We start from the raw sequence: 26,530 nt of genomic DNA, 5'->3' as shown, positions 1-26,530 counted from the left end.
GCCAAGTATGACACCCGAGTTGTCAAACTGGCCCTATTTATGACACCTTGGTTGTCATGTTGGGCGCGACCGATTCACTCCCCTTCGACACCGACGACGGCGCTCTGGCGTATCGCGACACCGGCGGCGAAGGTCGTCCCGTGGTGCTGCTGCACGCGAGCTTCGTGGACTCCACCATGTTCGATCCCCAGCTGTCGGCCCTGGGCCGACGGCATCGAGTGATCGCCCCGGACGCTCGGGGGCACGGCGAATCCGCGAACGCGACAAAGCCTTTCCGTCAAGTCGACGACCTGGCCGCACTCCTGCGTCAGCTGGAGGTGACTTCCGCTGTGCTCGTGGGCGTATCGATGGGTGCCATGCTCGCGGTCGACGCCGCGATCGAACATCCGGAGCTGGTCGACGGTCTGATCGTCAGCGGCCGCGGCATCGGCGAGCCGGAGTACCGCGACCGCTGGTCGAAGAAGACCGCCGAAAGCCAAGCGGACGCGCTGGCGCGCGGCGATATCGCCGCATGGATGGACGGGTTCATCTCCTGGGCAGCAGGCCCGACCCGTTCGCCGGCCGACGTCGACCCGGCCGTGATCGAGAAGCTTCGACTGATGGCGGGCCGGACCCTGGCCAAACACACTGCCCCGGAACCGGATTACCATCTTCGCGTCGCCGATGTCGCAACTCGCGCGCGGACCATCCGCGTCCCCGTACTCGCCGTCGACGGCGCACTCGACTCCCCCGACCTGACGGCGACCGTGGACCGCCTGCTGCACGCGGTCCCGCACGCTCGCCGCACCACCATCGACCACGCGGGTCACTACCCGAATATGGAGCAGCCCGCGAACTACAACAGCCTCGTCGAGAAATTCCTCGACGAAATCGGCTGATCCCTCAGCACTCGGCGAAGCGACCTGAGTTTCACCCTTGCCGCTTCCCTATCTACGCGCAGACCGATAACCCGTCCGAACACGCCATGCGCGTGTGTGCGAACTGCCCGGTACCGACACGCTGCCGCGACCATGCCATCACTTCCCCCGAGCCGCGCGGCGTTCGGGACGCGCCGACACCGGGTGAACGGATCGAACCCCGATGGACTCAGCGCCGGCGCAACCCGCATCGGCGCACGGCATAGTTCCTGTCTGTTTACCCGGGCCGGTCGCGCGGACCAGAACCGTGCCGCCCACCACTACGAGTCGGCGGCCGCCGACCAGAGGCTGCGAAGCGTGTGGTTCTGCCTCAAGGCCTCGCCTGCACATCCCAGAACTCCAGCTCGAACCGGAGACCTTGCCGGAAAAGACGTTCGGCGCGGGCGGGGTCGAGGGCGACCTCGTCGAGCATCCGGGCACAGCGGCGAGTCGATGCGGCGAATTCCGGATCGGCGTAGGTCTCGATCCACCGTCGATAGCGCGGCTCGTCGGGCAGGTTCCGCGCCAGAATCGCACCGAGCGTGGAGTAGCCCCACATGCACGGGTACAGCGCCGCCAGACCATCAGCGTAGGACGCCGCCGACTCCAGCAGGAAGGCCGAATACTCCGCGCACGTCCGCCCTTTCGCCGCACCGTCGAGATCGGCCCCGAATTCGGCGGCCAGCGAGCGATGCAACGAGAGCTCGTCGTGATAGGTCGCGTGGGCCAGATCCACGAGATCGCCCAGATGGGACGCCGGTGCCTGCCAGGCGAGTCGCGCGAAGACCCGGACGTAGTCGAGCAGGAACAGATAGTCCTGCTCGAGCCAGGACCGGAAGACCTGTTCCGGCAGATCACCCCGGGCGATACCGGCCACGGTGGGATGGGCGAGCTGTTGCCGGATCTGCGGAAGCCCGATGTCTTCGAGATGCGTCGAAAGGCTCATCCGTCGAGTCAATCAGCTGACAACGTCGGAGACAGCGCACCTGCTCGACACCCCCGCCAACGCGCGGCACCTGCAGCCTGGGCTCGCGGAATTCGCCGCGGGTGTACCCGTCCCCCGCGAACGTCTGGACGTGCCCGACGACTGTGATCCGGCGGGAGTGGTGTCAAGCTGCAACTCCACACCGAAACGGGGACCAACGACGTCTGGACGGTAGCCAACGACCGAGCCGCCGCACGCACGATCAATCGCCTGTTCGACGACATTGCGGTCACCGGCCACGCGGACGGAATCGGACAGCCGGAACCCTTGCCACACCATCTGTCCGGATGGTGGTCGCGACGCATCACCCAGGACCACCGGCTGGTGTACCGGGTCGAGCACGCGGTCATTCACATCCTGTCGTGCCACCCCGAGCAAGCCGGGAACCCGAATCGCCCAGCGATCGGCGACGGGTCTGTAGCACCGGTCCAGCGGCTGTCTTCGCTGAGGCGATGCTCGATGATCTCAGGGGGGACTTCTTCTCTACCTCCGCCCACAACTTTGCGCTTCCGGCAGCGACACCGGCTTGTCTGCGCTTTCCGTGACGTGGTCGCGCATACACCGCGCTGCTCGACGGCAGCGGCACAGAAGCGTTCGGCCGATGAGGCTGAGCTACTATCTGTTTCGCTCAATGGTTTCGAATAAGACTCCGCTCCAATGACTTCCGAGTAGCCCCGCAGCCCGCGCGGCGCATCCATGCGATGATCACACGGAAGCTACTCGGATACGCAGATGTTTACTAGACAGTAACCATGGCTAGTCTGTGGGCCGGGCCTCCTGTTTCACCCGATCGAAAACCGCTCGACCTCTCACCGATGCAAGCCTGATCGATTACTCGTTCCGGACCGCATCGGTCGCAAGTCAGAACGTTCGTCGAAAGGACTGAGGGACAGTGCACTACCTGGATTCGAGCTCAGCCACGGTTTCGCCGGTCGGTGGTAGCCGGTGACAGCCGAGATGGAAATCCTCGAACTGACCGACGACTTCTACCAGGATCCGCATGCGACCTACCGGGCGCTGCGCGAGCGCGGCCCCCTCCATCGAATCCGATTGGACGGTGTCCTCGGCTGGTTGATCGTCGATCACGACGTGGCCAAGCAAGCCTTCGCGGAGCCGACCATCAGCAAGCGCATCGGGTCACCCGAGGGACAGGCCGTGCTGGCCAAAAACGGTGCGGCCGAGATGTTCAACACCGCCATCAGCGACAACATGTTGTTCGCCGATCCGCCCCAGCACACCCGATTGCGCCGCCTCGTCGCGAAAGCGTTCGCGGGCCCCGCCATCCGCGACCTGCAACCGAGGATCACCTCGATCGCCGACACCCTGCTCGACGACATCAGCGCGCGAACGACTGTCGACCTCATCGACAGCTACGCGTTCCGGCTGCCGATCGCGGTGATCTGCGAACTACTCGGGGTGCCCGACGACGACAAGGCAGACTTCCGCTCGTGGACCGCTGTCGTCGTCAGCGACACCGCCACGAACGAGGAACGCGCCACCGCCGGGGTGAAGTACTTCACCTACCTGACGAAGTTGATCGCCGCACGCACCGACGACCCCCGCGACGACCTGCTCTCCCAACTGATCATCGCGAAAGACCACGAAGACAGCCTGGACCAGCACGAACTCATCGCCATGCTGCTCCTGCTGCTGATAGCGGGGCATGAGACCACCGTCAACCTGATCGGCAACTCGGTACTCGAGCTACTGCGCGAGCCCGCAATCGCCGAGCGGTTGCGCGCGGACCCCGAGGCGATACCCGCCTACGTCGAGGAGATCCTGCGCTGCCAGGGCTCGCTGCACCTTGCGACGGCCCGCTACACCACCGCCCCGATCACGTTGGGCGATCAGGACATCGACGCGGACGAGTTCATCCTGATCTCGCTCGCCGCCGCCAACCGCGACCCCGCCCGGTTCCCCGAGCCGGACCGCATCGACCTCGAACGACCCGGGAACCGGCACATCGCCTTCGGACACGGCATCCATCACTGTCTCGGCGCCGCCCTGGCCCGCATGGAGGCCACGACCGCGATCTCGCGGCTGCTGGCCACCTTCCCGGATATGTCGCTCGACGGGGAACTCAGCGATCTGACGTGGCGAAAGAGCCTGCTCATTCACGGCTTGACCAGCCTGCCGGTCCGGCCGGCCACACGCCCCGATTCTCCTACGGTAGCGATCACCGACGCGGACCGCGTCTCCGCGATGGCCTGACCTGCCGGTCGACACGACGGGGGTGCACCGCGGCGAGCCCTTTCCGGGACTCGGTCACCCGCTGTGTACCACTCGTCTGTGCGGGACCTGCGCCGCTGCGTCGACAGCTGTCGGCGCAGCATTCGATCACACCGGCGGGCTCGAGGCTCGGATCACCGACTCTGCGTTCGGTCCGGAAGTGTGGAAGCGGTTTCGGGCATGGCCAGTTGCACCAGCATCGCGCCGATCAGCATGATCACCGCTCCTGCTATCTGCGCCGGCCCGAGCGACTGGCCGAGCAGCAGCCATGCCAGCACGGCGGCCACCAATGGCTCCACCACGACCAGCACGCTCGCCGGAGCCGAGGGCAGATACCGCAGAGCTCGAAGCCCCGCCAGGTAGGGCAGCACGGTGCCGACCACGGCCAGTACCAGCAGCACCAGCCACACCGGCACCCGCACACCACTCAATTCCGCAGGGGCCGAGAGTAGCTGGGAGGGCAGCGACCAGGGCGGGGTGAACAGGCCCACCACCACGGCACCGATCGCCAACCCGGCCGCCGTCAGCCCGAGCGGGTCATGCTTGCTCGCGCCGTGCTCACCGAGCAGGAAATATCCGGCCGAGCAGATCGCCGAGCCCAGCCCGGCGATACCGAGCAGGTCCAGCCGCGCGCCCTGCCAGAGCTGCGCGACGAACGCCAATCCGACGACAGCCAATCCGATGCCGAGCCACACCCGCCCCGCCAGCCGAGTACGCCGCACGATGCGCACCCACAGCGCGACGAGCGCGGGCGCGAGATTGACCAGCACCATCGCCACTCCCACCGGGACCCGGGCTACGGCGACGAAGAACAGCAGCTGTACTCCGGCGACGCCGAGCACCCCGTAGCCGAGCAGCAACCACAGATCGGTAGGACGGAACCGCAACGCCCGCGGTCGCAGCAGGGCAACCACCGGCACCAGTAGTGCCACGGCCAGCGTGATCCGCACCGAGGTCACCGTCGCCGCCGACCAACCGGTCACCATCACCGCCTTGGCCAGTGATCCGGAACTCGCGAACAACGCCCACGAGATCAGACACCATCCGATCGACCGGGTTCGGATCGACACCCGCCCGGTCCGTCCCATCGTCGCCACAGCTGCAGTGTGCCAACCGGTTCGGTCGGACGCGGGCACAGCTCGGTCGTATCGGGAAGGTCCTACACCCCGGCAGCGGAGCCGGTTCGGTGGGTCAGGGGGTGATTCCGTCGAACATCAGCCGCTGGATCGCTCGACTGAGTCGCCGTTGCCGTTCGGTCGGCTCGTTCCCATCCACCGCGGCCGATTCCGCGGTATCTCTGGCGACGGCCAGAACACCCGCCAGCAGCATGCCCATAATCGCCTCTGCCGTGTGGTCGACATCGAGTTCGGCGCTCAGATAACCGCGTTCGATCCCGTGTTCGAGGTAACCGGCGGTCAGCGTGTTGGCCGAGTCGAGGACGCCGAACATTCGCTTGTTGAGTTCGGAATCGACACCGCCCAGCCCGGTGAACAGCAATCGGGGAATGCGGGGGTCGGAGTACAGCAGGTCGGTCAAGCCGTCGGCGATGCGGCCGACCTGGGCACGGTAGTCCTCCAGAGTATCCGCGGCGGCGGGGGCGTTTTCGGCCGCCAGCGCTTCCAGGACCCGGCCGAACAGGTCGTCCACGACATGATCGACGATGTCGCGCTTGTTCTGGAAGTACCGGTAGAAGGTGCCGTGGCCGATCCCCAGCCGGGTCGCGATGTCAGCGATCGAGGTGTCGTGGTATCCGCTTTCGGCGAAGCAATCGAAGGCGGCTTCGATGATGTCGCGGCGCGTTTCCTCGCGCATGCGTTCCGCTCGCTGAGCGCGCTTGTCCCCGATTGACTTCGGTCCGGCCACGCCAGTGATGATAGCTTCCATCGAAGTTGAGTGACATTTCATTCCGTCAGTGGAATGATACGTCAGTCCACTTGTGGACGTGGCTGGAGCAAGGAGTACGCATGAGCCGAACATCCCCACGACGCGGGCTCGCCATCGGGTGCGGCGGAACAGTCGGGGCCGCATGGATCGCCGCTGCCCTCGATTCCGTGGCGACCGCCCTGAATTGGGACCCGCGTGAAGCCGACGCCCTCGTGGGGACGTCGGCGGGCGCGGAGTTCGTCACCATGCTCGGCAGCGGAGTCAGCGTCGACGACGTGGTCGCCATGCAAGCCGGAACCAGCACCGATCCCGTTCTGGCCGAACATATTCGGTCCGCCCCTGGACGCCTTCCGCCGGCACCGCGCCTTCGCTGGCGCCTGCCCGAGCGGGAGTTGCTGGAAGCGGCGAAGGCCGGGCAAGGCCTGCTGACCTGGGGTTCGGCCCTACTTCCGAGCGGACGAGGTGATGCCGGCTGGTTGCAGCGCATGGCCGAACGCCTCAACCCTGGCCGCACCTGGGTCCCGCATCCGGCGACGTGGCTGGCCGCGATGGACTACGCCACCGGTCAGCGCGTCGCGTTCGGGTCACCCGAGGCCCCCGCGGCGACCATCGGACAAGCGATCCGCGCATCCTGGGCGATACCGGGCTGGTTCCCGCCGGTGCCGATCGCCGGGCGGCGGTATGTCGACGGCGGAACCGCGTCGACCGCCTCGGTCGACCTGCTCCTACAACTCGAGCTAGACGAGCTGGTGGTGATCGCGCCGATGGCATCCACCGAACCGGTACCGGCCACCGGTCCGGCGACCGCGCTGGAACGACAGCTGCGCAGGCGGATGAGCGAACAGCTCGACCGCGAGGTGACCGGATTGCGCGACAACGGCACCAAGGTGCTTCGGCTGCATCCGGACGCTGAGGATCTGGCGGTGATGGGCGCGAACTTCATGGATCCACGCCGGCGCCTGGCCACCTTCGAACATTCTCTGTCCACTACCCGGCGACAACTCGATCAGCACAACGGCTTCCGATGAATCGCGGGCGTCTTTCCGCATTGCCGCGTCTCCCCGACGCCGGGCCGCACCGCCACCGATGCGCTGAACTCCTTGCCCATCTGTCAGAGAAAGCCGACCATCCGTGACCACGACCGCACCGCGTGACCCGAAGATCGTCATCATCGGCGCCGGCGTCGCCGGAATCACCGCCGCTGTGATCTTCAAGCAGGCCGGATTCGAGAACTTCGTCATCGTCGAGAAGGGCTCCGACGTCGGCGGGGTCTGGTACTGGAACCGGTACCCCGGCCTCACCTGTGACGTCCCGTCCCAGATCTATCAGTTCGGCTTCGCACCCAAACCCGACTGGACCCGAATCTGGGCCGAGGGCAGCGAGATCCAGCGCTACCACCGCGACGTGGTCGAGCAGTTCGGCCTGAACGATCACCTCGTGCTCGACAGCGAGGTCACCGACGCCGTCCACGGCGCCGACGGGTGGACCGTCACCCTCGCCGGTGGCCGAGAGTTGCGAGCCGACTTCGTCATCGCCGCCACCGGCGTGCTGCACCACCCCTTCACTCCCGACATCCCCGGTATCGAGCGGTTCACCGGATCCGTCGTGCACACCGCCCGATGGGACGATGCGATCGAGACCGCCGGCAAGCGCGTCGCGGTGATCGGCAGCGGATCCACCGGCGTGCAAGTGGTCTCGGCGCTGCAACCGCGGGCGGCACAGCTGACCCACTTCGCCCGGACACCCCAGTGGGTGGTCTGGGCGCCGATGGGCCTGCCGCAGCCGCGACTGTTCGCACAACTGCTCGCCGCCGCACCCGCCGCGCATCGGCGCCTCTATGCCGGCCTGTTGTGGACCTCGGGCATTCTGGCCGATATCGCGTTGAAACCGACGTGGCGACGCCGAGCCGCGCAACAACTCGCCCGCTGGTCACTGACGACCCAGGTCCGCGAGCGCGGGTTACGTGCCGCGTTGACTCCCGACTACGAGCCGTTCTGCAAGCGGCAGGTGCTCTCGGGCACGTACTACCGCGCGATCGGCGCCGATAACGCGGCCCTGGTGACCGAGGCGATCAGCGAGATCACCGAAACCGGAATCCGCACCGCCGAAGGCACCCACCACGACCTCGACGTGATCGTCTTCGCGACGGGCTTCCACCCACACAACTACATGCGCCCGATGAACCTGCGTGGCCGCGACGGTGTGAGCATCGACGAGGCCTGGGCGAAAGGCCCCCGCGCCTACCGGATGACCGCGATCCCCGGTTTCCCTAACCTGTTCACCGTCCTCGGGCCGAACTCGCCCACCGGGTCGATCTCGTTGCAGTACTCCGCCGAGGTGACCGCCCGCTACATCACCCGGTGGCTGGAACGCTTCCGCGACAGCGAGCTCGACACCGTGGAAGTGACCGAGGAAGCGACCGTCCGATTCAACGACAGCGTCGCCGAGGCGATGGCACCGACCGTGTGGAACACCGGTTGCGATTCCTGGTACTTCACCGAGGAGAACACCATCGACCTGTGGCCCTTCGACCGCAAAACCATGACCGCCATGCTCACCGAGCCCGACGACCGCGACTTCACCACCACCTGAATGGGGACAACGATGTCTGATACTTCCCGCATCAACCTGGACGGCGCCGTCGTCGTGATCACCGGCGGCGGGCGCGGAATCGGCGCCGCTACCGCGGAAGCGTTCACTGCCCGCGGTGCCCACGTGTGGATCGGCGACATCGACACCGATGTCGCCGCCGCCACCGCCGCGCGACTGCCGCACTGCTCGAGCGGAACCCTCGACGTGACGAGCGTCGATTCCTGGCGCGAATTCCTCACCCGGGTCATCGAGGCCGAGGGCCGGATCGACATCCTGGTCAACAACGCGGGGGTGATGCCGTTGGGCAGCTTCGTCGACGAATCCGAGGCGACCACCGACCTGATCCTCGACGTCAACGTGCGCGGGGTCGTCAACGGCATGCGCGCGGTACTGCCCGGCATGGTCGAAGCAGGACGTGGCCACATCGTCAACGTGGCCTCGATGGCCGGCATGATCCCGCTCGCGGGCATGGTCACCTACAACGGATCCAAGTTCGCCGCCCTCGGGTTGTCGCTGGCCGCACGCCGCGAATACAGCGGCACCGGCGTCACCGTCACCGCGGTCCTGCCCTCAGCGGTTCGCACCGAACTGGCCTCGGGGGCACCCCTGGGCAAAGGTATGCCCACCGTCGATCCCGAAGACGTCGCCGCGGCGGTGGTGGACAGTGTGCGTCACCGCCGCGAGCGGGTCTCGGTGCCCGGCTGGCTCGCACCGGGGTGGACCGCGGTGCAGACGCTCGTTCCCCGATTCATCGAAAACGCCGTCCGGCGCCTCGTCGACGATCGGCGCGCTCTGACCGGGATCGACGCCGCCGTCCGCCGCGCCTACCTCGACCGCATCGAACGCCACGCGGCCGACCACACCGCGGCATCCACCGCTGCGCCCAACCGAACTCGCGAGCAGGGGCCCCGATGACGACCGACCACCTCGCCCGAGCGTGACACCCAACTCTGGGACAACGCCGCCTTCCTGACCCAGCTGGGCCTGTCGCCCGCGGCCGCCGACGCCTGACAACGCGAGCGAAAGCCCCGGGGAGACAACACGGTTGATGGGCGCTGCGTGCGCTGAGCGGGCAGCCCCGCCGCGGTAGCCGGAACGCGGGACGCAGCTGTGCGCAACGGGTGGCGTAGCTGCGCATCAGCTGGTTCGGGGCGGCTCTACTGGGCGATACCCCTGCACGCTGGTGGATGCGAACGAGGTGGACCACCGCAGTGAGCCCACTGTCCGTCGGAGTCGACGATCCGTCCCCGCTGACCGCCTGCCGTACAAAACGGGACCCGGCCGAGTTCGCTCGCGGAGGAATCGAACCGGAGTTCTCGGCCGCTCACGGCCGCATTCCAGCCAGTGGCCGGACACAAACGGGTTGGCAAACGTCCCTGAAATCTCCTCGTCGCGTAACGATTTCAAGATCATCTCCTATTATCTGTCATAATCCCGATCTGGCCGCAGGTCGGGTCCGTCGGGTGGAGGATGGATCATTGTCTTCTCTTGGTTCGCGTGCGAGGTCACTGGATTCCAAGAGATACCTGTGGATGCTGGGCTTGATCGCGCCGGGATGTGCCTTACTCCCGTCCCAGCTGGTCGCCCACACCGGAATCGAAGCCTTCTGGTGGATCGGGCCCATCATCGTGCTGATCATGATTCCGCTGCTGGACATCATGGTCGGCGACGACGACTCCAACCCGCGCGACGAGGACTACGAGCGCCTGTCCCGCGACCGGTACTACCGCTGGTGCACCTACCTGTTCCTGCCGATCCAACTGGCGGGGCTCGCGATCGCGGCCTACCTGTGGGCCGGTCCGGAACTCGACCTGATCGACAAACTCGGCCTGGCCGCGACGCTCGGCCTCGTCAGCGGCATCGGAATCAACGCCGCCCACGAACTGGGGCATCGCGTCGAGCGATCCGAACGCTGGCTCGCCAAGATCGCGCTGGCTCAATCCGGGTACGGCCATTTCTTCGTCGAGCACAACAAGGGACACCATGCCCGAGTCGCGACTCCGCAGGATCCGGCCAGCGCCCGATTGGGTGAGTCGTTGTGGATGTTTCTGCCCCGCAGTATCGGCGGCGGCTTCCGCTCCGCCATCCACATCGAACGTGATCGGCTGCAGCGCAGAGGCTTACGCTGGTGGTCGGTGCACAACAACATCCTGCAGGCCTGGTCGATGACAGTGGTCCTGTTCGGTGCGCTGATGCTGGTTTTCGGTCTCGGCATCCTGCCGTACCTGCTGCTGCAGGCCGTGATCGGATTCTGCCTGCTGGAAACGGTCAACTACGTCGAGCACTACGGACTGTTGCGGAGCCGGCTCCCCAGTGGCCGTTGGGCCCGCTGCTCACCGGCCGACAGCTGGAACTCCGATCGCCTGGTCACCAACATCTTCCTGTTCCACCTGCAGCGCCACAGCGACCACCACGCGAATCCGGGCCGGCGCTACCAAACCCTGCGCAGCACTCAGGAGGCTCCGCAACTACCAGCGGGGTACGCCACCATGATCTTGCTGGCCGCGGTGCCGCCGTTGTGGCGGCGAGTGATGGACCCGCGAGTGCGCGCGCACTACGACGGAGACGTGACCCGCGCCAATATCGCACCGCACAAGCGCGAGCGCATTCTGGCGTCCTACGGACTGGCGAGCTGACGCGAAATCGACTGCGGCACCGTGCCACGATGCCCGCATGAGTACGACCACGATTCGCCCCGCCGAAGACGACGAACTGGCCGCCGTGGCCCAACTGCGCTGGCGGTGGTTCCTGGAAAACCAGGGCACGCCTCCCGGGCCACAGGAGGAGTTCATCGAAAGCTTCGCCTCCTGGGCACGAGATCACCGAGCCTCCCACCACTGCCTGGTCTTGATCGAAGACGAGGCATTCATCGGGATGGCATGGCTGGCGATCACCCCGCGAGTTCCAGGCGTGCTCTCGCGAGATCGAGCCATGGGCGATCTGCAGAGCATGTACGTGATCCCGGAACGCCGAAACGATGGACTCGGCGGCCGGCTCATCGATGCCGTTGTCGACCTCGCCGGTCGACTCGGACTCGAACGCGTGACCGTCCAGTCCACCAAGAACGCCGTCAACGCCTACACCCGCCACGGCTTCGCGACATCACCTGGACTGCTGCATACCGAACCCCGGGTCGACACCAGCGCCGACACCGTGTGAACTCCGGCCGGTATCGAAGCATCGATCGCGGGCTCGAGGAGTCATCAATTCACCGCGCAGACAACAGGCCCGCGAGATCGACAGCCCCCGCAGGGTCGCGCTGAGCGGAGAATGCGTCCGGTCACCGGAGCTGGAAAGCTTGCTGTTCATGCCCAAGCTCCGCGTCGGTGTCCTCGTCTCGCACAACGGCTCCAACCTTCGAGCTCTGCACCGTGCCGCGGCCGAACCCGCGGCGCGGTTCGAGGTAGTGGCCGTGATCAGCAACAACAGTGGCTCGCCTGGATTGGCGTATGCGCGGGAGCACCGGATCGCGACCCGGCATCTCTCCGGCAAGACCCACCCCGGTCCCGATCAACTCGACGAAGCAATTCGTGCGATGTTCGTCGAGCATTCGGTCGAGTTGGTCGTCACGGCCGGCTATATGAAGAAGCTCGGCCCGCGAACTCGAAAGCAGTTCGCGCCCAACATTCTCAACATCCACCCCGCGCTCTTGCCGCGCTTCGGCGGGCCCGGGATGTATGCAAACCACGTTCACCAAGCAGTTCTGGACTCCGGCGACACCGTCAGCGGCCCGTCGGTCCACATCGTCGACGACGAATACGACACCGGCGCGGTGATCGCCCAGCTCGAGGTTCCGGTGCTCGCCGCCGACACCGTCGACACACTCGCCGCGCGTGTGCTCACCGCGGAGCACACTCTCCTGCCGCTGGTCGTTCAGCAGATCGCCACCGGCCACCATCTCTACCTCGATAGTCGACCCTGACCACGCGATAGCCACGCTGTGCGGCGTTATCGCGATGCGATGGTCAGGGTTCGAGGACGGTCACGAGGGGAGTTTCTATCGAGCGCCGGAGCGACCGAACATCTGACTCAGACCGCGGCGATGGGGCGCCGGCTGATCACCGGGGTACGGTGCGGGCGCGGCACCGGTGACATCGGTGGTGCCGAGCAGACGTGCCAGGCCGGCGACTCCGATGCCGCCGACCACTATGCCGTAGAGGAACAGCACCCCGGTCGAACCGGTGACGTGTTAGCCGAACACCGCGAAGTCGTCGGTCAGTGTGTGCGCGGAGCCGCTGTTGGCGAACACTCCCGCGACACCGACGAGTACAGCGGCGACAAGGATGACGAGTCCGATGATGACAATCATGGCGATCCCTCGGATCTGTTGGGTACTTCCAGTGGACTCGGCCCCCGCCGACCTCATCGGCGGCGCCGTGGCGTAATCCGCCGCCGGGCTCCGAGCCATGCCTCGATATCGGGCGCCGCGCGGTCTTCGGAATCCTGGCGCCTGCCCGCGCCCGTCGTGGCCGCGGCCGGAGCGAGGAGCCGAAGGGTCAGTGTCGCGTCGATCCCGACGATGACGAGGGTGCGCGTTTGCCGGAGCCGGTAACCGTCGAGCCGGACACGCCGTCCGCGGCATACCAGTTCGCCTGGGGCGGTGGACCATTCGTCGAGGTGGTAGATCACGCGCCGGATCGGCCCGAAGCCCGGCCGCAGCGCCGCGAACAGACCCGCGAGTTCCGCGGCGAGGTCGCGGCTGTACGGCCACCACACACCGTCGGCCATTGTGTCCGCGACATCGAACTCCAGCCGCACCCGGCGGGTCGCCCACTCCCGTCGGCAAACCTCGAACGCGTTCGATTGTGATGTCATGGTCGGTACTCCTGTCATGGCCCCCGCGTACGGCCTCGGATCGGCGTGCGTCATACGCAACCGGCCACCTCGAGGGCTCGACTCGGCACGGGGAGATCCGCTGGTTCGACTCTGCGCACCTGCGATCTTCTCCGTCCGAGCGGCCCCGATTGCCTCGCCAATGCGCGCAGCGCCGAGCGCAGGCCACTGCGGCCCGTCGAGCCGGGGGCGGTTCCGGGGCGGCCGTCACCGCATTCGTTGCGGTCTCGGAATTTCTTCTCCGAGGCCGTCTCGGGCGCATCGTCACTGGTCGCGATGAGGAAGCGGTCCGGTAGGGCCAGTTTCGTGATGGTGCGCAGAGTGAGCAGATATTGGCGCAGCAGCGGGCCGGTCGTGTACGGGAGGTCGTATTCAGCGCACAGCGCTCGCACCCGGTGACTCATTTCGGCGTAGCGGTTGCTGGGCAGGTCCGGGAAGAGATGGTGTTCGATCTGGTAGCACAGATTTCCGCTCAGGAACGCCAGCAACGGCCCGGCGTCGAAGTTGGCGGTGCCAAGCATCTGCCGCAAATACCACTCCGGCTTCGATTCCTCCTCGACCACGGCGGGTTCGAATTTCTCCGCGCCGTCGGGAAAGTGGCCACAGAAGATGACCACGTACGCCCAGAGGTTGCGGGCCACGTTCGCCGCCGCGTTCGCCGCCAGCGTCCGGCGCCACCGCCGCCCGCTCAGCGCCGGGAACAGCAGATAGTCCTTGCCGAGCTGTCTGCCGATCTTTCGCACGAACGCCTTGGTCTCCGCGGCCTTTCCCGCGGGGGTGGCGGCACGATCGCGTTCGGAGTACAGGTCGTGCAGGGCGATCCCCCATTCGAACAGGGCCGCCAGCACGAAGTTCTGGAGCGGCTGCAACAGTAGCCGAGGCCGCCAGGGCTGGTCTCGGGTCACGCGCATCACGCCGAAGCCGATATCGTCGTCCATACCGAGGACGTTGGTGTACACGTGGTGGCGGAAATTGTGGGCATAACGCCATTGCGACGACAACCCCGCCATATCCCATTCCCAAGTGCCGGAATGAATTTCGGGATCGTTCATCCAATCCCATTGACCGTGACCGACATTGTGGCCGAGCTCCATGTTCTCGATACTCTTGGCCACCGCCAGTCCGGCCGTCCCCAGCGCCCAGCCCACTGTGCCCCGGCTCAGGGCGATGACCAATCGAGAGGTGACGTCCAGGCCCCGCTGACAAGTGATTGTGCGGCGAATGTACGCCGCGTCCCGTGCGCCCCGCTGTGCGACGATGTCACGCCGGATCGCGTCGAGTTCATCGCCGAGCGCTTCGATATCGACGGGACGGAGGTGCGCGTAGACACCGATTTCGGTTATTGCCATTGTCCATACCCTCGAATTGCCGGGTCTCGCGGTGCGCCCGAACCGATGCCGGACGCTCGCGCCGATTGCCCGCTCGAGGAGCGACTCGGCGTGCGAACGCGCTTCCTCTGGCGTTCCCGGCTCGGCCATCTACGCCTTCGCTGCCCGAACTCGGTGATTGATCTTGTATTTCATGGCCATCGGAATGGTCCCGTATCCGGTATGCGCATCGGACCCCGGTCGTCCGGATTGTCCGATCGGCCGACGCACGACCCGGTTCGCAACCGCCAGCCTAGACCCTATAACACCGTCTGTCTACAATGTAGAATTACACTGTAAGCATACAGCGATCGGACAGGTGGTACGGGTGATGAACGAGACCAGGGCCGGTCCGTCCGACGGACAGGATCGACGCAACGACGTCACCGCGGACCACGGTGCCCATCCACTGACCCGTCCGGTCATCCTGGCTGCCGCGCTCGAGATCATCGACCGCGACAGCATCGACCGGCTATCCATGCGACGCCTCGGCAACCGGCTCGGCCACGATCCGACAGCGCTCTACCGGCACGCCGCGAACAAGGCCGCGCTGCTCGACGGCGTCACCGAGTACGTGCTCGACCAACTGACCGTCGACACCACCGATCCCGACTGGCGCCACCAACTACGCCTCGTCGCCCGCGATTTCCGCCGACTCGCCGTGGCGCACCCGCACGCGGTGCCGCTGCTGGTCACCCACCCGCTGGCGACGCCGCTGGGACTGCGCCCCCTGGGCACCCTGCGTCCGCTGGAACATATTCTCGACCTGCTCACCCAGGCCGACTTCAGCGGCAGCGACGCCCTGCACATCTATCGAGCGCTGTTCGGATTCCTCTACGGGCACATCCTCAACGAGTTGCAGGAAATCGTCGACCGGCCGGAGGAAACCACCGACCTGCTACGCCTGGGCCTGCACCATCTACCGATAGCCGAATTCCCGCTGCTACGCGGCCTCGCCTCACAGCTGGCGGCCTACGACGGTGTGGCCGAACTGGAACGCGGCCTCGACACGCTGCTCTCCGGCCTCACCGCCACCATCACCCAGGCTGCACCACGCTCGTCGAATCCGGACTGAACCATCACCCGGCGGCGGGCGCATCGCCTGGACCGGGTAATACGGCCTCACCCGACCGGGAGGTAGCGGGATGCGGTCCAGGCAACGTCGCCGCGAGGCCGGCCAGCAGGATGTCGAGCCCGCGTTCCAGCTCCACGGCGCCGTCGTAGTCCGCCAGCACCGGCGCCAGGCCCCGGACGAGCGGAAACTCACCGATCGGCAGCCGATACAACCCCAGCCGCAGCAGATCATCGGTTTCCTCGGGACGTTCCACGATCTCCTGCAACTCGTTGAGCACATGCCCGTACAGGAACCCGAACAGCGCTCGATAGATGTGCAACGCGTCGACCACCGAGTACCCGACATGCGTGAGCAGCGCGAGCATGTCCTCCAGCGGCCGCACGACCGCGCGCGGCCGCTGTCCCAGCGGCGTCGCCAGCGGCCGGGTCACCAGCAGCGGCACCACTCGCGGATGCGCCAACGCCACGCGCCGGAACTCCCGGGCCACGCGCCGCACTTCGGCAACCCAGTCGGCGGCCGTGGCATCGACCGACAATTCGGCGAACACCACCTCCGCGACACCATCGAGCACCGCCGCCTTGTTGGACACGTGTCGGTAGATCACCATCGGATCACGACCGACCGCCTCGGCCAGGCGACGCATCGACAACCCGTCGACCCCATCGCGGTCGACGATCGCGAGCGCCGCCCTCAGCACAACCGCCCGGGTCACCGGACTGTCCCGGCGACCGGCCCCGGTTTTCCTGCGACTACTCGAGGGTTCAGCCATCACGAAGGCGCTCCGTTCTCAGGGCGGATTCCGTACGTAGATCTACAACGTTGACAGATCCGGACCGTCACGTCCAGTTTGCGATAGCCCGCCGGCCACCAGCGACGAATCCCGCCGCACCGCGACCGAGGTCAACCGGCAGCACAGCGGGCCACGGTCGGCCCCGCGCGCCGTGGCAAGCGAACGGATCTCATCGCCACGCGGGGTTTCGCAGGGCGCGCGGTTGTAGACCTACAGTGTTGACTTCGCGCTCCGGGCAGGGTGTACTGGAGCGATAGCAGGCCCAGACTGCCTCGACGATCGCCACAGCCGGGATTGTCGTCCCGCCCATCGGGCGGTGCTATCAGCCGAGAATTCGGCTCACCGATACTCCGCGGCCCGGCCGGCCATGTCGACAATCCCCTCCGGCCGGCACTCCCGCCTCGCACGCGCCGGGTCGCTGCGGACAGGTCCTTGTCGAAATCACCGGGAAGGCGCCACCGCGAGTCCAGCGTCCGGCGGGTAGTTCAGGAGAACGATCCGATGGACAACACACCCGATACCGTTCATGGCGAAGTTGCCGCCGCCGCGACAAGCGCGGATCCCCCCGCCGTGCGCTGGCCCGACCCCAGCCCGCTGGCCGACTGGTGGATCGAGGTCATGCGCCATCATCCGACCGAAGCCGCACGACCGCCAAGCCCGGCTCCGGCACGGAATCGCCGCGCGCGATAGCGCCCTATTCGCCGGCCCACTCGTTCCGAACGGGATGACACATCCCCACCCGCAATGGAATTCGCCGTTGCCCTCGCCCCGGTTCCTTCTCGCTTGCCCACCCGAGGGCGGGCACATCGCACTCATGTCGACAAAGCGCGCACAGATGCGCCTGGATTCGATCACCTGCACCTGAGGAGTCCCCCGTGACCGCACACACCAGCAGTATCCGACCGGCCCCGTCACCGTCCGCCCGCCGCGCCAACCGCGGCCACGACCCCTACGACGGAATCGAGCCCCGGCTCGTCGAACTCGCGGCCCTCGACCCGACCGACCCCCACCGCCCGACGCTGCGCGACGAGATCATCGGGCGTTGCCTGCCGCTGGCCGACCATATCGCTCGCCGGTACGCCGGCCGCGGCATCGAATTCGACGACCTGCAACAAACCGCGCGCATGGGCGTGGTGCACGCCGTCGACCGGTTCGATCCCGCGGCGGGCGCCCCATTCGTCTCCTTCGCCGTACCGACCATCATGGGAGAGGTACGCCGCTACTTCCGCGACCAGAGCTGGGCCGTCCGCGTCCCACGCCGGCTGAAGGAACTCCGCGCCAGGATCACCTCCGTCACCCCGCTCCTCATGCAGGAACTGGGCCACATCCCCACCGCTCGCGACATCGCCACCGCACTCGACGCCGAGGCCGAGGAGATCACCCAGGCACTGATCGCGTCCAACGGCTACACCGCCGACTCCCTCGACACCACCCCCGGCACCGACAACGACAGCGGCGACCTTCCGCTGTCGCATGCCGACCGGCTCGGCGCCATCGACCCTTGCTACGGCCTGCTCGAGGACGCCGCGGCGGTGCGGCCACTACTCGCCCGACTCCCCCGCAGCGACCGGCGAGTACTGACCCTGCGGTACTACGACAACAGAACCCAGCAGGAGATCGCCACGACGATCGGCTGCTCCCAGATGCAGGTCTCTCGCATACTCACCCGCATCCTGACCACGCTGCGGGAGCAGGCCCTCGACGAACCGGCCACCGTCCGCGCCGCGGCTGATCGGCGACCGAGATCTCGGGATCACTTCGCCGCCTGTTCACCTTCCGGACCGCGTCCGGTCCGTCGGTCCGACAACGAGCGCACTGCCTCGCCCCGCGGCGCTTGATCCCCTCCATGTCCTCCACCTGCCATGTCGATGCCATCGAACACCCGACCGGCGGAAAGAGTGCGGAGCGAGGGCGCCATCTCGGCGGGTTCAGCCGCGAGGCACGGCACCCGGACGGCTCATGCTCACTGATTACCGTGTGCGACAAGATGTTTCGTTCGATCCGGCGAGGAGGTGAGAACGTCGATGCCCACGGTCCGTCGTAACTCCTCGAGGATATCGGCCTGCTGGCGTGCGCGTTGCTCGAGCTGGTCGAGCCGGTCGCGGGCGAATCTGTCGTCGTGCTCGGCCAGTGCGCGCAACAGCCGCCATCCGGCGGCCTTGCCCTCGACGGCGACGAGCATCGCCTCGAGTTCGATGAGCGAACTCAGCGGCGACCGACGGAGCAGGCGGCCGTTGAGTTTGAGCCGCGCGACCTTCTCCCCGAGCCATGCCGCCAGGCGGCGATACAGCGCGGGCCGGATGCCCAGCCCGGCCATGATTTGCCGCAGCGCGTCCCGATCGGACGCCACCTCGTCCGCGATCTCGCGCAGTTGCTCACCTTCGGGACTACCGCGATGCGAACTGGCCAGGCGGCGGGCCAACTCCGCGCCCCCCACCGCACCGGTGTAGTGGTCGGACAGGTAGATGGTCAATAACTTGCTCATGTCGGGCCTTCCGTGCCTCGAGGACATCGTCTGCGGGCCGAATTGCCTACGCCGACCCGCCCACAAGCGGCGACTACCCGAAGCCTGGAGGTTGAACAATTCCCGTGCCCCACACCCCACAGACGGAGGCAACTCGCGCTCGCCGCTGCCGGTGAACCAGGTGTGACACGATCAGGGAGAAGGTGTGACGCACGCCCAGACGCAGCACTCCGGCGTCGTGGCAGCGTTGCAGCGTTTCCTCGAATGGCAGCCACGGGTAGTAGCCGGGAAAGTCGCGTGATCGCCCTTCGAGACAAGCCCAACTGACCGGTTTCACCTCGGCCGTTGCGCTCGCCGGGGCATCACTGATGCTGTTCGGATTCTTTTCCCGTGTCGGTAACGTCGGTCTCATGTCGACCGGACCGGCGCTGCATCTCAGCTGAATCGTCGACCCGCGCTCGCAGCGCGACCGCGAACGGTGAAAGCGTTTGCCTCCCGGTCGACTTCGGCTATCAGGTCGCGATAGGTGATGTCGCGGGTTCCGTTGTGTTCGACCACTCCCCGATGTCGACCGCCGAGCCACAGGCCGGTTGACGCAACTCACTGGTTGCAATAGTATCGCAACCAGTGAGTTGCTATCTATGGAGGTGGTTATGGGGTTTCCCGATCGCATCGAACGGACGATCGAGCTGGCGCACCCGCCGGCGAAGGTATGGGCGGCGCTGACCACGGCCGAGGGGTTGGGCACGTGGTTCGGCAACGAGGCCGGCATCGAGCTGCGCCCGGGTGGTAAGGCATGGATGCGCTGGAACGAAGGAGGCCACACCGCGGACATGCGGGTGGAACGGGTCGAGGAACCGCACGTATTCGGGTTCACCTGGCACATTTTCGGGCTTCCCGAGGAAGATCCGCGCCGCACCTATGTGGAGTTCACGCTGGAGCCGGTAGCGGCGGGCACCCGGCTGACCGTGGTCGAGACCGGTTTCGCCCAGCTCGCGGAGGACGCCTACAAGGCGGCGTTCGAGGGCAACACCCGCGGGTGGCAGAACGAGCTCGGTGAGCTGGCCGACTACCTCGATGCGGCCTGACCAGGAGGCGGTTGCCGAGCAGGTCTTCGTAGCCCTGGCGGACCCCAGCCGGCGCGCGATACTCGCGGCGCTGGCCTCCGCCGGGCCCGCCACGGCGACCGACCTGGCGGCTCGGCTGCCGATCACCCGCCAGGCGATCGCCAAACATCTGACGTTGCTGTCCGACGCCGGGCTGGTCACCGCGGAGCCGGGAGAGCGCCGCCGGGTGCGTTACCGATTGCGTTCCGCGCCGATGCAGGTGGCGCAACAATTCCTCGCCGCGCTGGCGCGGGACTGGGACGGCCCGCTCGACGCGTTGAAGAACATCCTCGATCGAGACTGATCGATCCGACACCGAACAGGACACCGCGATGAAGACACCGCCGATCGTTTCCGTGAACGAGTGGGAGACAGCGCGTTTGGAGCTACTGGCGCAAGAGAAGGAGGTGATGCGCGCCCACGACGCCCTGGCGGCCCAACGCCGCCGCATGCCGTGGCTGGCCGTCGACAAGCAGTACACGTTCGACGGACCCGACGGCGCGGCGAGTCTGCTCGACCTGTTCCAGGGCCGCCGCCAGCTGATCGTCTATCGCGCATTCTTCGAGCCCGGCGTGGTCGGCTGGCCCGATCACGCCTGCCGCGGCTGCTCGATGATCGCCGACCACGTCGGCAATCTCGCGCACCTCAACGCCCGCGACACCACGCTCGCATTCGCCTCGCGCGCACCGCAACCCGAGATCGAGAAGGTGAAGGCCCGGATGGGCTGGTCACCGATCCCCTGGTACACCATCACCGACCAGTTCGACGTGGACTTCGGCGTCGACGAATGGCACGGCACCAACGCCTTCATCCGCGAGGGCGACCGGGTCTATCGCACGTATTTCATCAACCGGCGTGGCGACGAGTCCTTCGGAAACACCTGGAGCTACCTGGACATGACGGCCCTCGGACGACAGGAGAACTGGGAGGATTCGCCCGAGGGCTACCCTCGGACACCGCCTTACGAGTGGTGGAACTGGAACGACGGATACGCCGCCGCAGTCGACGAGACCGGAACGGACTGGCTGGATCGCGTCGCCACCGCCATCGACGGCGGTGTCGCCGGCCGCGGACAGCGGCAAACACCGCACGACTGCTGCGCACACCCGCCGCAGTGACCGTCCGCCCGCCGGCGTCAGCGCGCACGCTGCGCCGGCGGTGTCGGCGGCGGCGAATTCACCGACCCGGACGAACGCCGAGTCAGTCGCGACCGAGAGCGTGGGCGAGCTGAGACTTGTTCATCTTGGAACGGCCATCGATATTGCGCTGGCGAGCCTCGTTGTACAGCTGGTCGTAGGTGGGACCCTGCGCACCGGAATGCGAGCGTTTCCCGCCCCGGCGCTGCGGTGAGAGGTCCTGGACCGAGGATCGGCTGGCGCTGCGTGACTGGCCGGACCGGGCACGGTTCTTGTTCACAGTCCGCGCGCCGATCTCCTTGGCCCGCTTGTCGCTCGCACCGCGAGACTTCTCCGATTCGCGGATGTGCTCGTATTCGCGTTCCTGTTTCGCGGTCCATTCCTTCGGCATCACATACCTCCTGTCGGGATAACCGTGTTGTTTCGGGCATCGCCTGCACGTGGTCGACTACCCCCTCGAAGGCGAACGACACCGCCCGCTGATCGAGCGATGCCCACGGCCCGATCAGCGCCACCCGGTGCCGGGTATGCGGGTGTGGGCGGTGAGCAGCAAATGATCGAAGGCGGTGACAGCATCCGGTTGCAGTGCCGGCGCCTCCGCGAGGTCGTCGACGAGCTGGGCCGCCAGGTCGCGGAGTTTGGTGTTGGTTTCCTGTGAACGCCAAGCCAGCACCTTGAACGCCTGCGTGGAACTGATTCGGTAGATGTACATCAACACCCCCTTGGCCTGCTCGATCACCGCCCGGTGTTCGATGACATCGGGAAGCATCGCGGACAGGGTCACGCGTTCGGTCTCGGCGAGGGTGTCGGTCAGATCGATATAGAAGCCGGTCGTGCCGGTGACCGTGCCGCTGTCGTCGTAGATGCGGTCGGCGACCACCAGCACCTGATGGACCCCACCGCCAGTGTCGACGAAGCGGTGCCGGCTGGAAAAGGATTCCCCCAGCTCGATCGCCCGTGCGATGGTCTTGGCGACCTCGTCGCGGTCGTCGGGATGCTTGTGCGCCAGCAGCAGTTCGGTGGTCGGCACGACCTCGCCCGGGGCGTAGCCGTGCATCCGGTAGACCTCCTCCGCCCACTCCCAGCGCCGCGTCGCGAACCAGAACCTGAACGACCCCACCCGCGGCACTTCGGCAGCGAGCGAAACAACCGGGCGAGCATTGTTGGTGCTGGTCGGATCGGTGCGACGCATAGAGTCGATTATGACCGCGAGAGCGCGCGATTCGTCCCCTTCGAGCCATGGGAATTCAGTGCGACAGGGGCCCGGTTCCTCAGCGTGTCCGTGGATATCGCCACCGGGCGCGGGACTGGTCGGCGGACAATACGGGCCTCGTTCGCCGACCTCGCTACGCCCCGGCGGCCTGCTCCTGAGCACCGCTGTGCATCCCGGAATCACCCCTGCCCACGCCGCCGCGTACGGCCGTCGGGCCGTGTTCCCACCGACTTTCGATGGACTTCACCAGGGCGGTCAACGTCGAGTTCACCGGCGCCTCGAGGTCGATCCGTCTCGCCTGGCTGGGCACCGCGCCGTTGATCACGTCGATTTCGCTGACCCGCCGCGCCTCGTGATCGAGTAGTGCCGACGGTTTGGCGGCCGGCATCCGGGCGCCGAACGCTCGCACGTGTTCGATCGGGTCCGTCACTGTTATCGCGATGCCGGATGCGCGGGCGATGGTCCACGCCTCGGTGGCGGCCGCGCGGCTGACGGGTCCCATCCGCGCGTCGTCCATGACCTCGCCGACGGTCATGCCGGTCAATGCGCACGGCGCGCTGTAGGCGACGTTGCAGATCAGTTTTTCCCACTGCATCGCGGCGATATCGGCCGCCGCGGCGGCATCGAAACCCGCGTCCCGCCAGACGGCGGAGATGTTCTCCGCGATCGCGTGATCGAGGGTGGAGTAAGCGCCGAACCGCATCGCGCTCATGGCGTTGTGGTGTACGTGGGCGGGCCCGCGGCGTGAGGCGCCGAAACCGCTCGCGATGCCCACCGCGACGCGATGCGCCCCGACGATCCCGGCCACCGTATCCGCCGATCCGAGGCCGTTCTGGATGGTCAGGACGGGGGTCGCCTCGCCGAGCAGCGGCAGCGCGGCTCGCGCGGCGACAGCCACGTCGGCGGCCTTCACGGCGAGCACGACGAGATCCATCTCCTCTACGGGAGCCACAGCGGCGCGCAGGGCGACCACCACATCGGATTCGGGCCCGGTGATCCGCATGCCGTGCAGGGAGATTTGCTCGGCGGTCTCCTGCCCGCGGACGACGGCCAGGACATCGTTGCCGGCGGCGGCGAGCTTACCGGCGTAGATCGAGCCCATTGCGCCACAACCGACTATCGCGATCTTCATGGGTCGTTCCTCACGCCAGCAGTTCGGTGATGAGATCGGCCAGGCCGGACTTCTGTTCGAGACCGAAACCCGGAGCGTCCGACGGCGCGATCCGCCCGTCGGCGAGGACACATTGCTCGCTGTAGCCGCCGAAGGGTTGGAAGACGCCCGGATAGGACTCGCAGCCGCCGAGTCCCAAGCCGACCACGATGTGCAGGTTGAGCAGATGCCCGCCGTGCGGGAACGCGAATGTCCGGTCGAAGCCATGTGTTTCGAGGACGCCGAGCATGCGGGCGTACTCGGTCAGTCCGTAGCCGAGTCCGGCATCCATCTGGAAGATGTCGTGGCGCCGGCGCATGCCGCCGAATCGCACCAGATTCGTCACGTCCTGTACGGAGAACAAGTTCTCTCCGGTCGCGACCGGCCCCGGGTAACCGTCGGTGAGCTGACGATTCAGGTCGAAGTCCAGGGGATCACCCGCCTCCTCGTACCAGCGCAGCCCGTAGGGGCTCAGCGACGTGCCCCAGTCGGTGGCGGCGGACAGATCGAACCGGCCGTTCGCGTCGACCGCGACCCGATCGGCGGCGCCGGCGATATCGATGACGGCCTCGATCCGCGCGAGGTCCTCGGCCAGCGGCGCGCCGCCGATCTTCATCTTGTACGCGTCGTACCCCAGATCCCGGTACCCGCTCATCTCCTCGCGCAGTCGGGGGATCCCCCCGTCCGGGTAGTAGTACCCGCCGGCGGCGTATACCGGCACTCCGCCGGTGATCGGCTCACGCCCGAAATGCCGTGCGATGCGGGCATACGCGGGTTCGTCGTCGAGTTTGGCGTTCAGATCCCAGCAGGCCAGTTCCAGCGCACTCGCCGCCGCCGCCCGGTCACCGTGGCCACCGGGCTTCTCGTCTCGCATCGCGGCCCGCAGTACCTCGGCCGGATCGATCCGATTCTGTTCGTCGAGCAGCGAATCCGGCTGTGCCGCAAGGACACGCGGGATCATCCGGTCGCGCAGTATCCCGCTCTGCGCGAAGCGGCCGATCGAGTTGAACGCCACCCCCGCCACCGGCTTGCCGGCACGGATCACGTCCGAGACCACAGCGACCAGCGAGATCGTGTGGCCGGAGAAGTTCACCAGCGCGTTGGCGACATCGCCGTGCAGCCGGACCGGGATCTCCACGATCGCGGTGATGCGCATCGGCATTGCTCCTTTTCGGGGATGGCGGCGGGCGCGGCCCGCACGCGGTTTCGGCGTCGGTGCCGGCTTACGGGTTCGTCGCGGTGAGACTTTCGGGACGGTATCTGCGCACGTCCGCACTGGCCGCGGTGTCCAGGTACTCCTCGATGCGAGTGATCCGCCCGCCCGCGACGGTGACGAAGAAGCAGGCGCGCACGGTGATTTCCTCACCACCGGGGCAGTGTCCGCGCAAGACGTGCCGTTGCACGTAGCCGTCGCGAGCAGGCATCCGCACGACCTCCTCGTAGCGCATGTCCCGCAGGGTTGCCGACAGCCAGGCCAGCGTCGCGAGGTTCTGCGCGACGGTCATCTCGACGCCGTCGCTGTTGTGCCAGATGATCGCGTCCGGGGCATAGATGCGCTCGGCGATCTCGTCGGTATCACCTCGCTCGACCGCGGCGATGAAATCCGCGGCCAACCGCTCCAGTCCAGGATCGAGCCGATCGGCCGGCGCCGATGCGTCGCTCGCGCTCTCGCTCATGCGAACCGCTTTTCGATCCAGGCGGTCATCAGATCGGCGAGTTCGGTACGGGCACCGGCCGGTTCGAGGAAATAGTGGTCCGCGTGCACATCGTGGCGCTGTTTGTCGGTGCCGGCCAGACCATCGAAGATGGCGGCGGCGTCACTGGGAAAGACCCCGGTGTCGGCATCGGCGTTGACCACCAGCGACGGCACCACGATCCGGGCCAGATGCGGCTGCGCGCGGGTCTGGGAATCGTCGAGGCTCCACAGGCTCAACCAGGTGCGCAGGGTGGACGCGGCGGCGATGCCGTAGACGGAGCGGTTGGCCCGCACCGGCTTGCCCGCGTAACAACTGTTCGGCCGGCGTCGGGTCGGCTCGAGCGTCGGGTCGACCGTGCGGGGGTCGGCCCAGGTGCGGAACACGCTGAACGGCCGGTCGTGATATCCGCCCTCGGTCAGTCGCGCCAGCTCGGCCTTGACCCACGCGGTGATGCGCCGGTTGCGCGCGGCCTGCGCGGCCCGGTAGCGGGCGACGAATTCCGCACTGTACGGCGGTTCGTTGTGCGGCTCGAAAAGATCGAGGGACGGATCGGTTTTGAGCGGATCGTTCTCGTCGACGACCGCGCCGTCCATCCACGCGGTCAGCACATCGGGCCGGCCCAGGTGCGCGGCGACGGAGATGTAGGCGTCGCCGGCGGGCAGTTCCTCGACACCGGCCGCCAACCGCATACCCGGCAGCGGCGTCACATTCGGCTCGACCGCCTGCGACTGATACGCCGCCATCAGCGACCCACCGCCGGAATTGCCCAGCAGCACAACGGTCTCCACCCCGGCGACCTCACGCAGCCAGCGGACACCGACGCCGATGTCGACCAGTGCGTGATCGAGCAAGAAGTGGTTCTCATCCCCCCGGAAGCGGGTGTTCCAGCCGAGGAAACCGAATCCGCGCTCGGCGAGATATTCGGCGAGATAGTGCTCGGAGAAATCGATCTGATAGTGGGTGGCGATCACCGCCACCTTGGGGGATCTACCCGCCGGGGTGTGGTAGACGCCCTGGCACGGGTGCCCGCCCGCGCCCGCCCTCCCGATCGCCGGGGAGGGAAGTCCGATGAATGTCTTGTCGATCGCCATTGGTCGCTCCTGCTGTGATGAT

At 66.9% G+C, this 26,530-nt stretch carries 27 protein-coding genes and 2 pseudogenes; 15 read left to right on the top strand and 14 right to left on the bottom strand.

Translation table 11 applies throughout. From position 1 onward, the window contains the following. The first annotated feature begins 56 nt into the window (after window positions 1-56). Window positions 57-878, top strand: coding sequence for an alpha/beta fold hydrolase (locus tag LKD76_RS15170; protein WP_227981976.1), 822 nt, complete (start codon window positions 57-59; stop codon window positions 876-878). Then, on the top strand, window positions 857-1,123 hold the full coding sequence (locus LKD76_RS32330; protein WP_227985255.1) for a WhiB family transcriptional regulator: 267 nt from the start codon (window positions 857-859) through the stop codon (window positions 1,121-1,123). The genes LKD76_RS15170 and LKD76_RS32330 overlap by 22 nt, the downstream gene beginning before the upstream one ends. Before the next feature lie 104 nt (window positions 1,124-1,227). On the opposite strand, the gene LKD76_RS15160 is transcribed toward LKD76_RS32330, so the two are convergent. Continuing rightward, complete coding sequence (locus tag LKD76_RS15160; protein WP_227981975.1) at window positions 1,228-1,842, bottom strand: TenA family protein; 615 nt, start codon at window positions 1,840-1,842, stop codon at window positions 1,228-1,230. Window positions 1,843-2,010: 168 nt separating this feature from the next. Here LKD76_RS15160 and LKD76_RS15155 point away from each other — a divergent pair, with 168 nt between their 5' ends. Next, window positions 2,011-2,526, top strand: coding sequence for a Txe/YoeB family addiction module toxin (locus LKD76_RS15155; protein WP_227985254.1), 516 nt, complete (start codon window positions 2,011-2,013; stop codon window positions 2,524-2,526). A gap of 300 nt (window positions 2,527-2,826) precedes the next feature. Then, a complete protein-coding gene (locus tag LKD76_RS15150) occupies window positions 2,827-4,092 on the top strand; it encodes a cytochrome P450 family protein (protein WP_227981974.1) in 1,266 nt (421 codons plus the stop codon). Window positions 4,093-4,244: 152 nt separating this feature from the next. Here the strand turns inward: LKD76_RS15150 and LKD76_RS15145 are convergent, their stop codons facing one another. Together LKD76_RS15145 and LKD76_RS15140 are read right to left on the bottom strand one after the other, a co-directional pair. Continuing rightward, window positions 4,245-5,198, bottom strand: a complete 954-nt coding sequence (locus LKD76_RS15145) for an EamA family transporter (protein WP_227985253.1) — start codon at window positions 5,196-5,198, stop codon at window positions 4,245-4,247. A 103-nt stretch (window positions 5,199-5,301) separates the two neighbouring features. Continuing rightward, window positions 5,302-5,922 (bottom strand): TetR/AcrR family transcriptional regulator, encoded by a 621-nt coding sequence (locus LKD76_RS15140; RefSeq protein WP_227985252.1) that lies wholly within the window; start codon window positions 5,920-5,922, stop codon window positions 5,302-5,304. A gap of 152 nt (window positions 5,923-6,074) precedes the next feature. Here LKD76_RS15140 and LKD76_RS15135 point away from each other — a divergent pair, with 152 nt between their 5' ends. The 6 genes from LKD76_RS15135 to purN all read left to right on the top strand — a co-directional run bounded on the left by LKD76_RS15135 (window position 6,075) and on the right by purN (window position 12,508). After that, window positions 6,075-7,022, top strand: coding sequence for a patatin-like phospholipase family protein (locus tag LKD76_RS15135; protein WP_227981973.1), 948 nt, complete (start codon window positions 6,075-6,077; stop codon window positions 7,020-7,022). Between the two features lie 103 nt (window positions 7,023-7,125). After that, window positions 7,126-8,586: a flavin-containing monooxygenase gene (locus LKD76_RS15130; protein WP_227981972.1), complete on the top strand. Its 1,461-nt coding sequence runs from the start codon at window positions 7,126-7,128 to the stop codon at window positions 8,584-8,586. A gap of 12 nt (window positions 8,587-8,598) precedes the next feature. Next, entirely contained in the window at window positions 8,599-9,501 is a 903-nt protein-coding gene (locus tag LKD76_RS15125; RefSeq protein ID WP_227981971.1) for an SDR family oxidoreductase, read from the top strand. Between the two features lie 617 nt (window positions 9,502-10,118). Further along, on the top strand, window positions 10,119-11,222 hold the full coding sequence (locus LKD76_RS15120) for an alkane 1-monooxygenase (RefSeq protein WP_227981970.1): 1,104 nt from the start codon (window positions 10,119-10,121) through the stop codon (window positions 11,220-11,222). Between the two features lie 37 nt (window positions 11,223-11,259). After that, the gene (locus LKD76_RS15115) at window positions 11,260-11,745 is read left to right on the top strand and encodes a GNAT family N-acetyltransferase (protein WP_227981969.1); all 486 of its coding nucleotides are present in this window, start codon (window positions 11,260-11,262) and stop codon (window positions 11,743-11,745) included. 148 nt (window positions 11,746-11,893) lie between these two features. Beyond that, window positions 11,894-12,508 (top strand): phosphoribosylglycinamide formyltransferase, encoded by a 615-nt coding sequence (gene purN, locus LKD76_RS15110; protein WP_227981968.1) that lies wholly within the window; start codon window positions 11,894-11,896, stop codon window positions 12,506-12,508. A 183-nt stretch (window positions 12,509-12,691) separates the two neighbouring features. Here the strand turns inward: purN and LKD76_RS15105 are convergent. The 3 genes and pseudogenes from LKD76_RS15105 to LKD76_RS15095 form a co-directional block, all read right to left on the bottom strand. Next, a pseudogene (locus LKD76_RS15105) lies at window positions 12,692-12,895 on the bottom strand (hypothetical protein); the annotation flags it as partial. Between the two features lie 53 nt (window positions 12,896-12,948). After that, window positions 12,949-13,401, bottom strand: a complete 453-nt coding sequence (locus LKD76_RS15100; RefSeq protein WP_227981967.1) for a DUF5994 family protein — start codon at window positions 13,399-13,401, stop codon at window positions 12,949-12,951. A gap of 50 nt (window positions 13,402-13,451) precedes the next feature. Next, a complete protein-coding gene (locus LKD76_RS15095) occupies window positions 13,452-14,768 on the bottom strand; it encodes a fatty acid desaturase family protein (RefSeq protein WP_227981966.1) in 1,317 nt (438 codons plus the stop codon). Window positions 14,769-15,117: 349 nt separating this feature from the next. On the opposite strand from LKD76_RS15095, the gene LKD76_RS15090 reads away from it, so the two are divergent. After that, complete coding sequence (locus tag LKD76_RS15090; protein ID WP_227981965.1) at window positions 15,118-15,861, top strand: TetR/AcrR family transcriptional regulator C-terminal domain-containing protein; 744 nt, start codon at window positions 15,118-15,120, stop codon at window positions 15,859-15,861. A 4-nt stretch (window positions 15,862-15,865) separates the two neighbouring features. On the opposite strand, the gene LKD76_RS15085 is transcribed toward LKD76_RS15090, so the two are convergent. Then, a complete protein-coding gene (locus tag LKD76_RS15085; RefSeq protein WP_227981964.1) occupies window positions 15,866-16,630 on the bottom strand; it encodes a TetR/AcrR family transcriptional regulator C-terminal domain-containing protein in 765 nt (254 codons plus the stop codon). A gap of 896 nt (window positions 16,631-17,526) precedes the next feature. Here LKD76_RS15085 and LKD76_RS15080 point away from each other — a divergent pair. Then, window positions 17,527-18,489 carry a SigB/SigF/SigG family RNA polymerase sigma factor gene (locus LKD76_RS15080; protein ID WP_227981963.1) on the top strand — a complete coding sequence of 321 codons (963 nt, stop codon included), beginning with the start codon at window positions 17,527-17,529 and terminating at the stop codon, window positions 18,487-18,489. 125 nt (window positions 18,490-18,614) lie between these two features. On the opposite strand, the gene LKD76_RS15075 is transcribed toward LKD76_RS15080, so the two are convergent. Next, a complete protein-coding gene (locus LKD76_RS15075) occupies window positions 18,615-19,136 on the bottom strand; it encodes a hypothetical protein (protein ID WP_227981962.1) in 522 nt (173 codons plus the stop codon). Between the two features lie 632 nt (window positions 19,137-19,768). Here LKD76_RS15075 and LKD76_RS15070 point away from each other — a divergent pair. From LKD76_RS15070 to LKD76_RS15060, 3 genes are read left to right on the top strand one after another with little or no spacing between them, the layout of a single operon-like run. Further along, window positions 19,769-20,203, top strand: a complete 435-nt coding sequence (locus tag LKD76_RS15070) for an SRPBCC domain-containing protein (RefSeq protein WP_227981961.1) — start codon at window positions 19,769-19,771, stop codon at window positions 20,201-20,203. Further along, complete coding sequence (locus LKD76_RS15065) at window positions 20,193-20,525, top strand: ArsR/SmtB family transcription factor (protein WP_227981960.1); 333 nt, start codon at window positions 20,193-20,195, stop codon at window positions 20,523-20,525. Before LKD76_RS15070 ends, LKD76_RS15065 begins: the two co-directional genes overlap by 11 nt. Window positions 20,526-20,553: 28 nt before the next feature. Next, window positions 20,554-21,339 carry a DUF899 domain-containing protein gene (locus LKD76_RS15060; RefSeq protein ID WP_227981959.1) on the top strand — a complete coding sequence of 262 codons (786 nt, stop codon included), beginning with the start codon at window positions 20,554-20,556 and terminating at the stop codon, window positions 21,337-21,339. 82 nt (window positions 21,340-21,421) lie between these two features. On the opposite strand, the gene LKD76_RS15055 is transcribed toward LKD76_RS15060, so the two are convergent. From LKD76_RS15055 to LKD76_RS15030, 6 genes and pseudogenes are all read right to left on the bottom strand, one after another. Beyond that, complete coding sequence (locus tag LKD76_RS15055) at window positions 21,422-21,748, bottom strand: plasmid stabilization protein (protein WP_227981958.1); 327 nt, start codon at window positions 21,746-21,748, stop codon at window positions 21,422-21,424. 114 nt (window positions 21,749-21,862) lie between these two features. Beyond that, window positions 21,863-22,549 carry a PAS and ANTAR domain-containing protein gene (locus LKD76_RS15050; RefSeq protein ID WP_227981957.1) on the bottom strand — a complete coding sequence of 229 codons (687 nt, stop codon included), beginning with the start codon at window positions 22,547-22,549 and terminating at the stop codon, window positions 21,863-21,865. A gap of 244 nt (window positions 22,550-22,793) precedes the next feature. Then, window positions 22,794-23,702, bottom strand: a pseudogene (locus LKD76_RS15045) (ketopantoate reductase family protein); the annotation flags it as partial. A gap of 10 nt (window positions 23,703-23,712) precedes the next feature. Then, entirely contained in the window at window positions 23,713-24,876 is a 1,164-nt protein-coding gene (locus LKD76_RS15040; RefSeq protein ID WP_227981956.1) for an enolase C-terminal domain-like protein, read from the bottom strand. Window positions 24,877-24,943: 67 nt separating this feature from the next. Then, window positions 24,944-25,396 carry a nuclear transport factor 2 family protein gene (locus LKD76_RS15035; RefSeq protein WP_227981955.1) on the bottom strand — a complete coding sequence of 151 codons (453 nt, stop codon included), beginning with the start codon at window positions 25,394-25,396 and terminating at the stop codon, window positions 24,944-24,946. Further along, window positions 25,393-26,508, bottom strand: a complete 1,116-nt coding sequence (locus tag LKD76_RS15030) for an alpha/beta hydrolase (protein ID WP_227981954.1) — start codon at window positions 26,506-26,508, stop codon at window positions 25,393-25,395. Before LKD76_RS15030 ends, LKD76_RS15035 begins: the two co-directional genes overlap by 4 nt. Window positions 26,509-26,530 lie beyond the last annotated feature (22 nt).

Origin of the sequence: Nocardia spumae (assembly GCF_020733635.1) — a bacterium.
Classification (GTDB): Bacteria; Actinomycetota; Actinomycetes; order Mycobacteriales; family Mycobacteriaceae; genus Nocardia; species Nocardia spumae.
The sequence above is the reverse complement of the archived record's forward strand: the minus strand, read 5'-3'. Positions and strand labels throughout refer to the sequence as shown.

Excerpts from the sequence above, each read along its gene's own strand:
- LKD76_RS15170 (WP_227981976.1), top strand. The coding sequence starts at position 57 with ATGTTGGGCGCGACCGATTCACTCCCCTTCGACACCGACGACGGCGCT.
- LKD76_RS15160 (WP_227981975.1), bottom strand. The coding sequence starts at position 1,842 with ATGAGCCTTTCGACGCATCTCGAAGACATCGGGCTTCCGCAGATCCGG.
- LKD76_RS15145 (WP_227985253.1), bottom strand. The coding sequence starts at position 5,198 with ATGGGACGGACCGGGCGGGTGTCGATCCGAACCCGGTCGATCGGATGG.
- LKD76_RS15140 (WP_227985252.1), bottom strand. The coding sequence starts at position 5,922 with ATGCGCGAGGAAACGCGCCGCGACATCATCGAAGCCGCCTTCGATTGC.
- LKD76_RS15135 (WP_227981973.1), top strand. The coding sequence starts at position 6,075 with ATGAGCCGAACATCCCCACGACGCGGGCTCGCCATCGGGTGCGGCGGA.
- LKD76_RS15125 (WP_227981971.1), top strand. The coding sequence starts at position 8,599 with ATGTCTGATACTTCCCGCATCAACCTGGACGGCGCCGTCGTCGTGATC.
- LKD76_RS15120 (WP_227981970.1), top strand. The coding sequence starts at position 10,119 with ATGCTGGGCTTGATCGCGCCGGGATGTGCCTTACTCCCGTCCCAGCTG.
- LKD76_RS15115 (WP_227981969.1), top strand. The coding sequence starts at position 11,260 with ATGAGTACGACCACGATTCGCCCCGCCGAAGACGACGAACTGGCCGCC.
- purN (WP_227981968.1), top strand. The coding sequence starts at position 11,894 with ATGCCCAAGCTCCGCGTCGGTGTCCTCGTCTCGCACAACGGCTCCAAC.
- LKD76_RS15100 (WP_227981967.1), bottom strand. The coding sequence starts at position 13,401 with ATGACATCACAATCGAACGCGTTCGAGGTTTGCCGACGGGAGTGGGCG.
- LKD76_RS15095 (WP_227981966.1), bottom strand. The coding sequence starts at position 14,768 with ATGGCAATAACCGAAATCGGTGTCTACGCGCACCTCCGTCCCGTCGAT.
- LKD76_RS15090 (WP_227981965.1), top strand. The coding sequence starts at position 15,118 with ATGAACGAGACCAGGGCCGGTCCGTCCGACGGACAGGATCGACGCAAC.
- LKD76_RS15085 (WP_227981964.1), bottom strand. The coding sequence starts at position 16,630 with ATGGCTGAACCCTCGAGTAGTCGCAGGAAAACCGGGGCCGGTCGCCGG.
- LKD76_RS15075 (WP_227981962.1), bottom strand. The coding sequence starts at position 19,136 with ATGAGCAAGTTATTGACCATCTACCTGTCCGACCACTACACCGGTGCG.
- LKD76_RS15070 (WP_227981961.1), top strand. The coding sequence starts at position 19,769 with ATGGGGTTTCCCGATCGCATCGAACGGACGATCGAGCTGGCGCACCCG.
- LKD76_RS15065 (WP_227981960.1), top strand. The coding sequence starts at position 20,193 with ATGCGGCCTGACCAGGAGGCGGTTGCCGAGCAGGTCTTCGTAGCCCTG.
- LKD76_RS15060 (WP_227981959.1), top strand. The coding sequence starts at position 20,554 with ATGAAGACACCGCCGATCGTTTCCGTGAACGAGTGGGAGACAGCGCGT.
- LKD76_RS15055 (WP_227981958.1), bottom strand. The coding sequence starts at position 21,748 with ATGCCGAAGGAATGGACCGCGAAACAGGAACGCGAATACGAGCACATC.
- LKD76_RS15050 (WP_227981957.1), bottom strand. The coding sequence starts at position 22,549 with ATGCGTCGCACCGATCCGACCAGCACCAACAATGCTCGCCCGGTTGTT.
- LKD76_RS15040 (WP_227981956.1), bottom strand. The coding sequence starts at position 24,876 with ATGCGCATCACCGCGATCGTGGAGATCCCGGTCCGGCTGCACGGCGAT.
- LKD76_RS15035 (WP_227981955.1), bottom strand. The coding sequence starts at position 25,396 with ATGAGCGAGAGCGCGAGCGACGCATCGGCGCCGGCCGATCGGCTCGAT.
- LKD76_RS15030 (WP_227981954.1), bottom strand. The coding sequence starts at position 26,508 with ATGGCGATCGACAAGACATTCATCGGACTTCCCTCCCCGGCGATCGGG.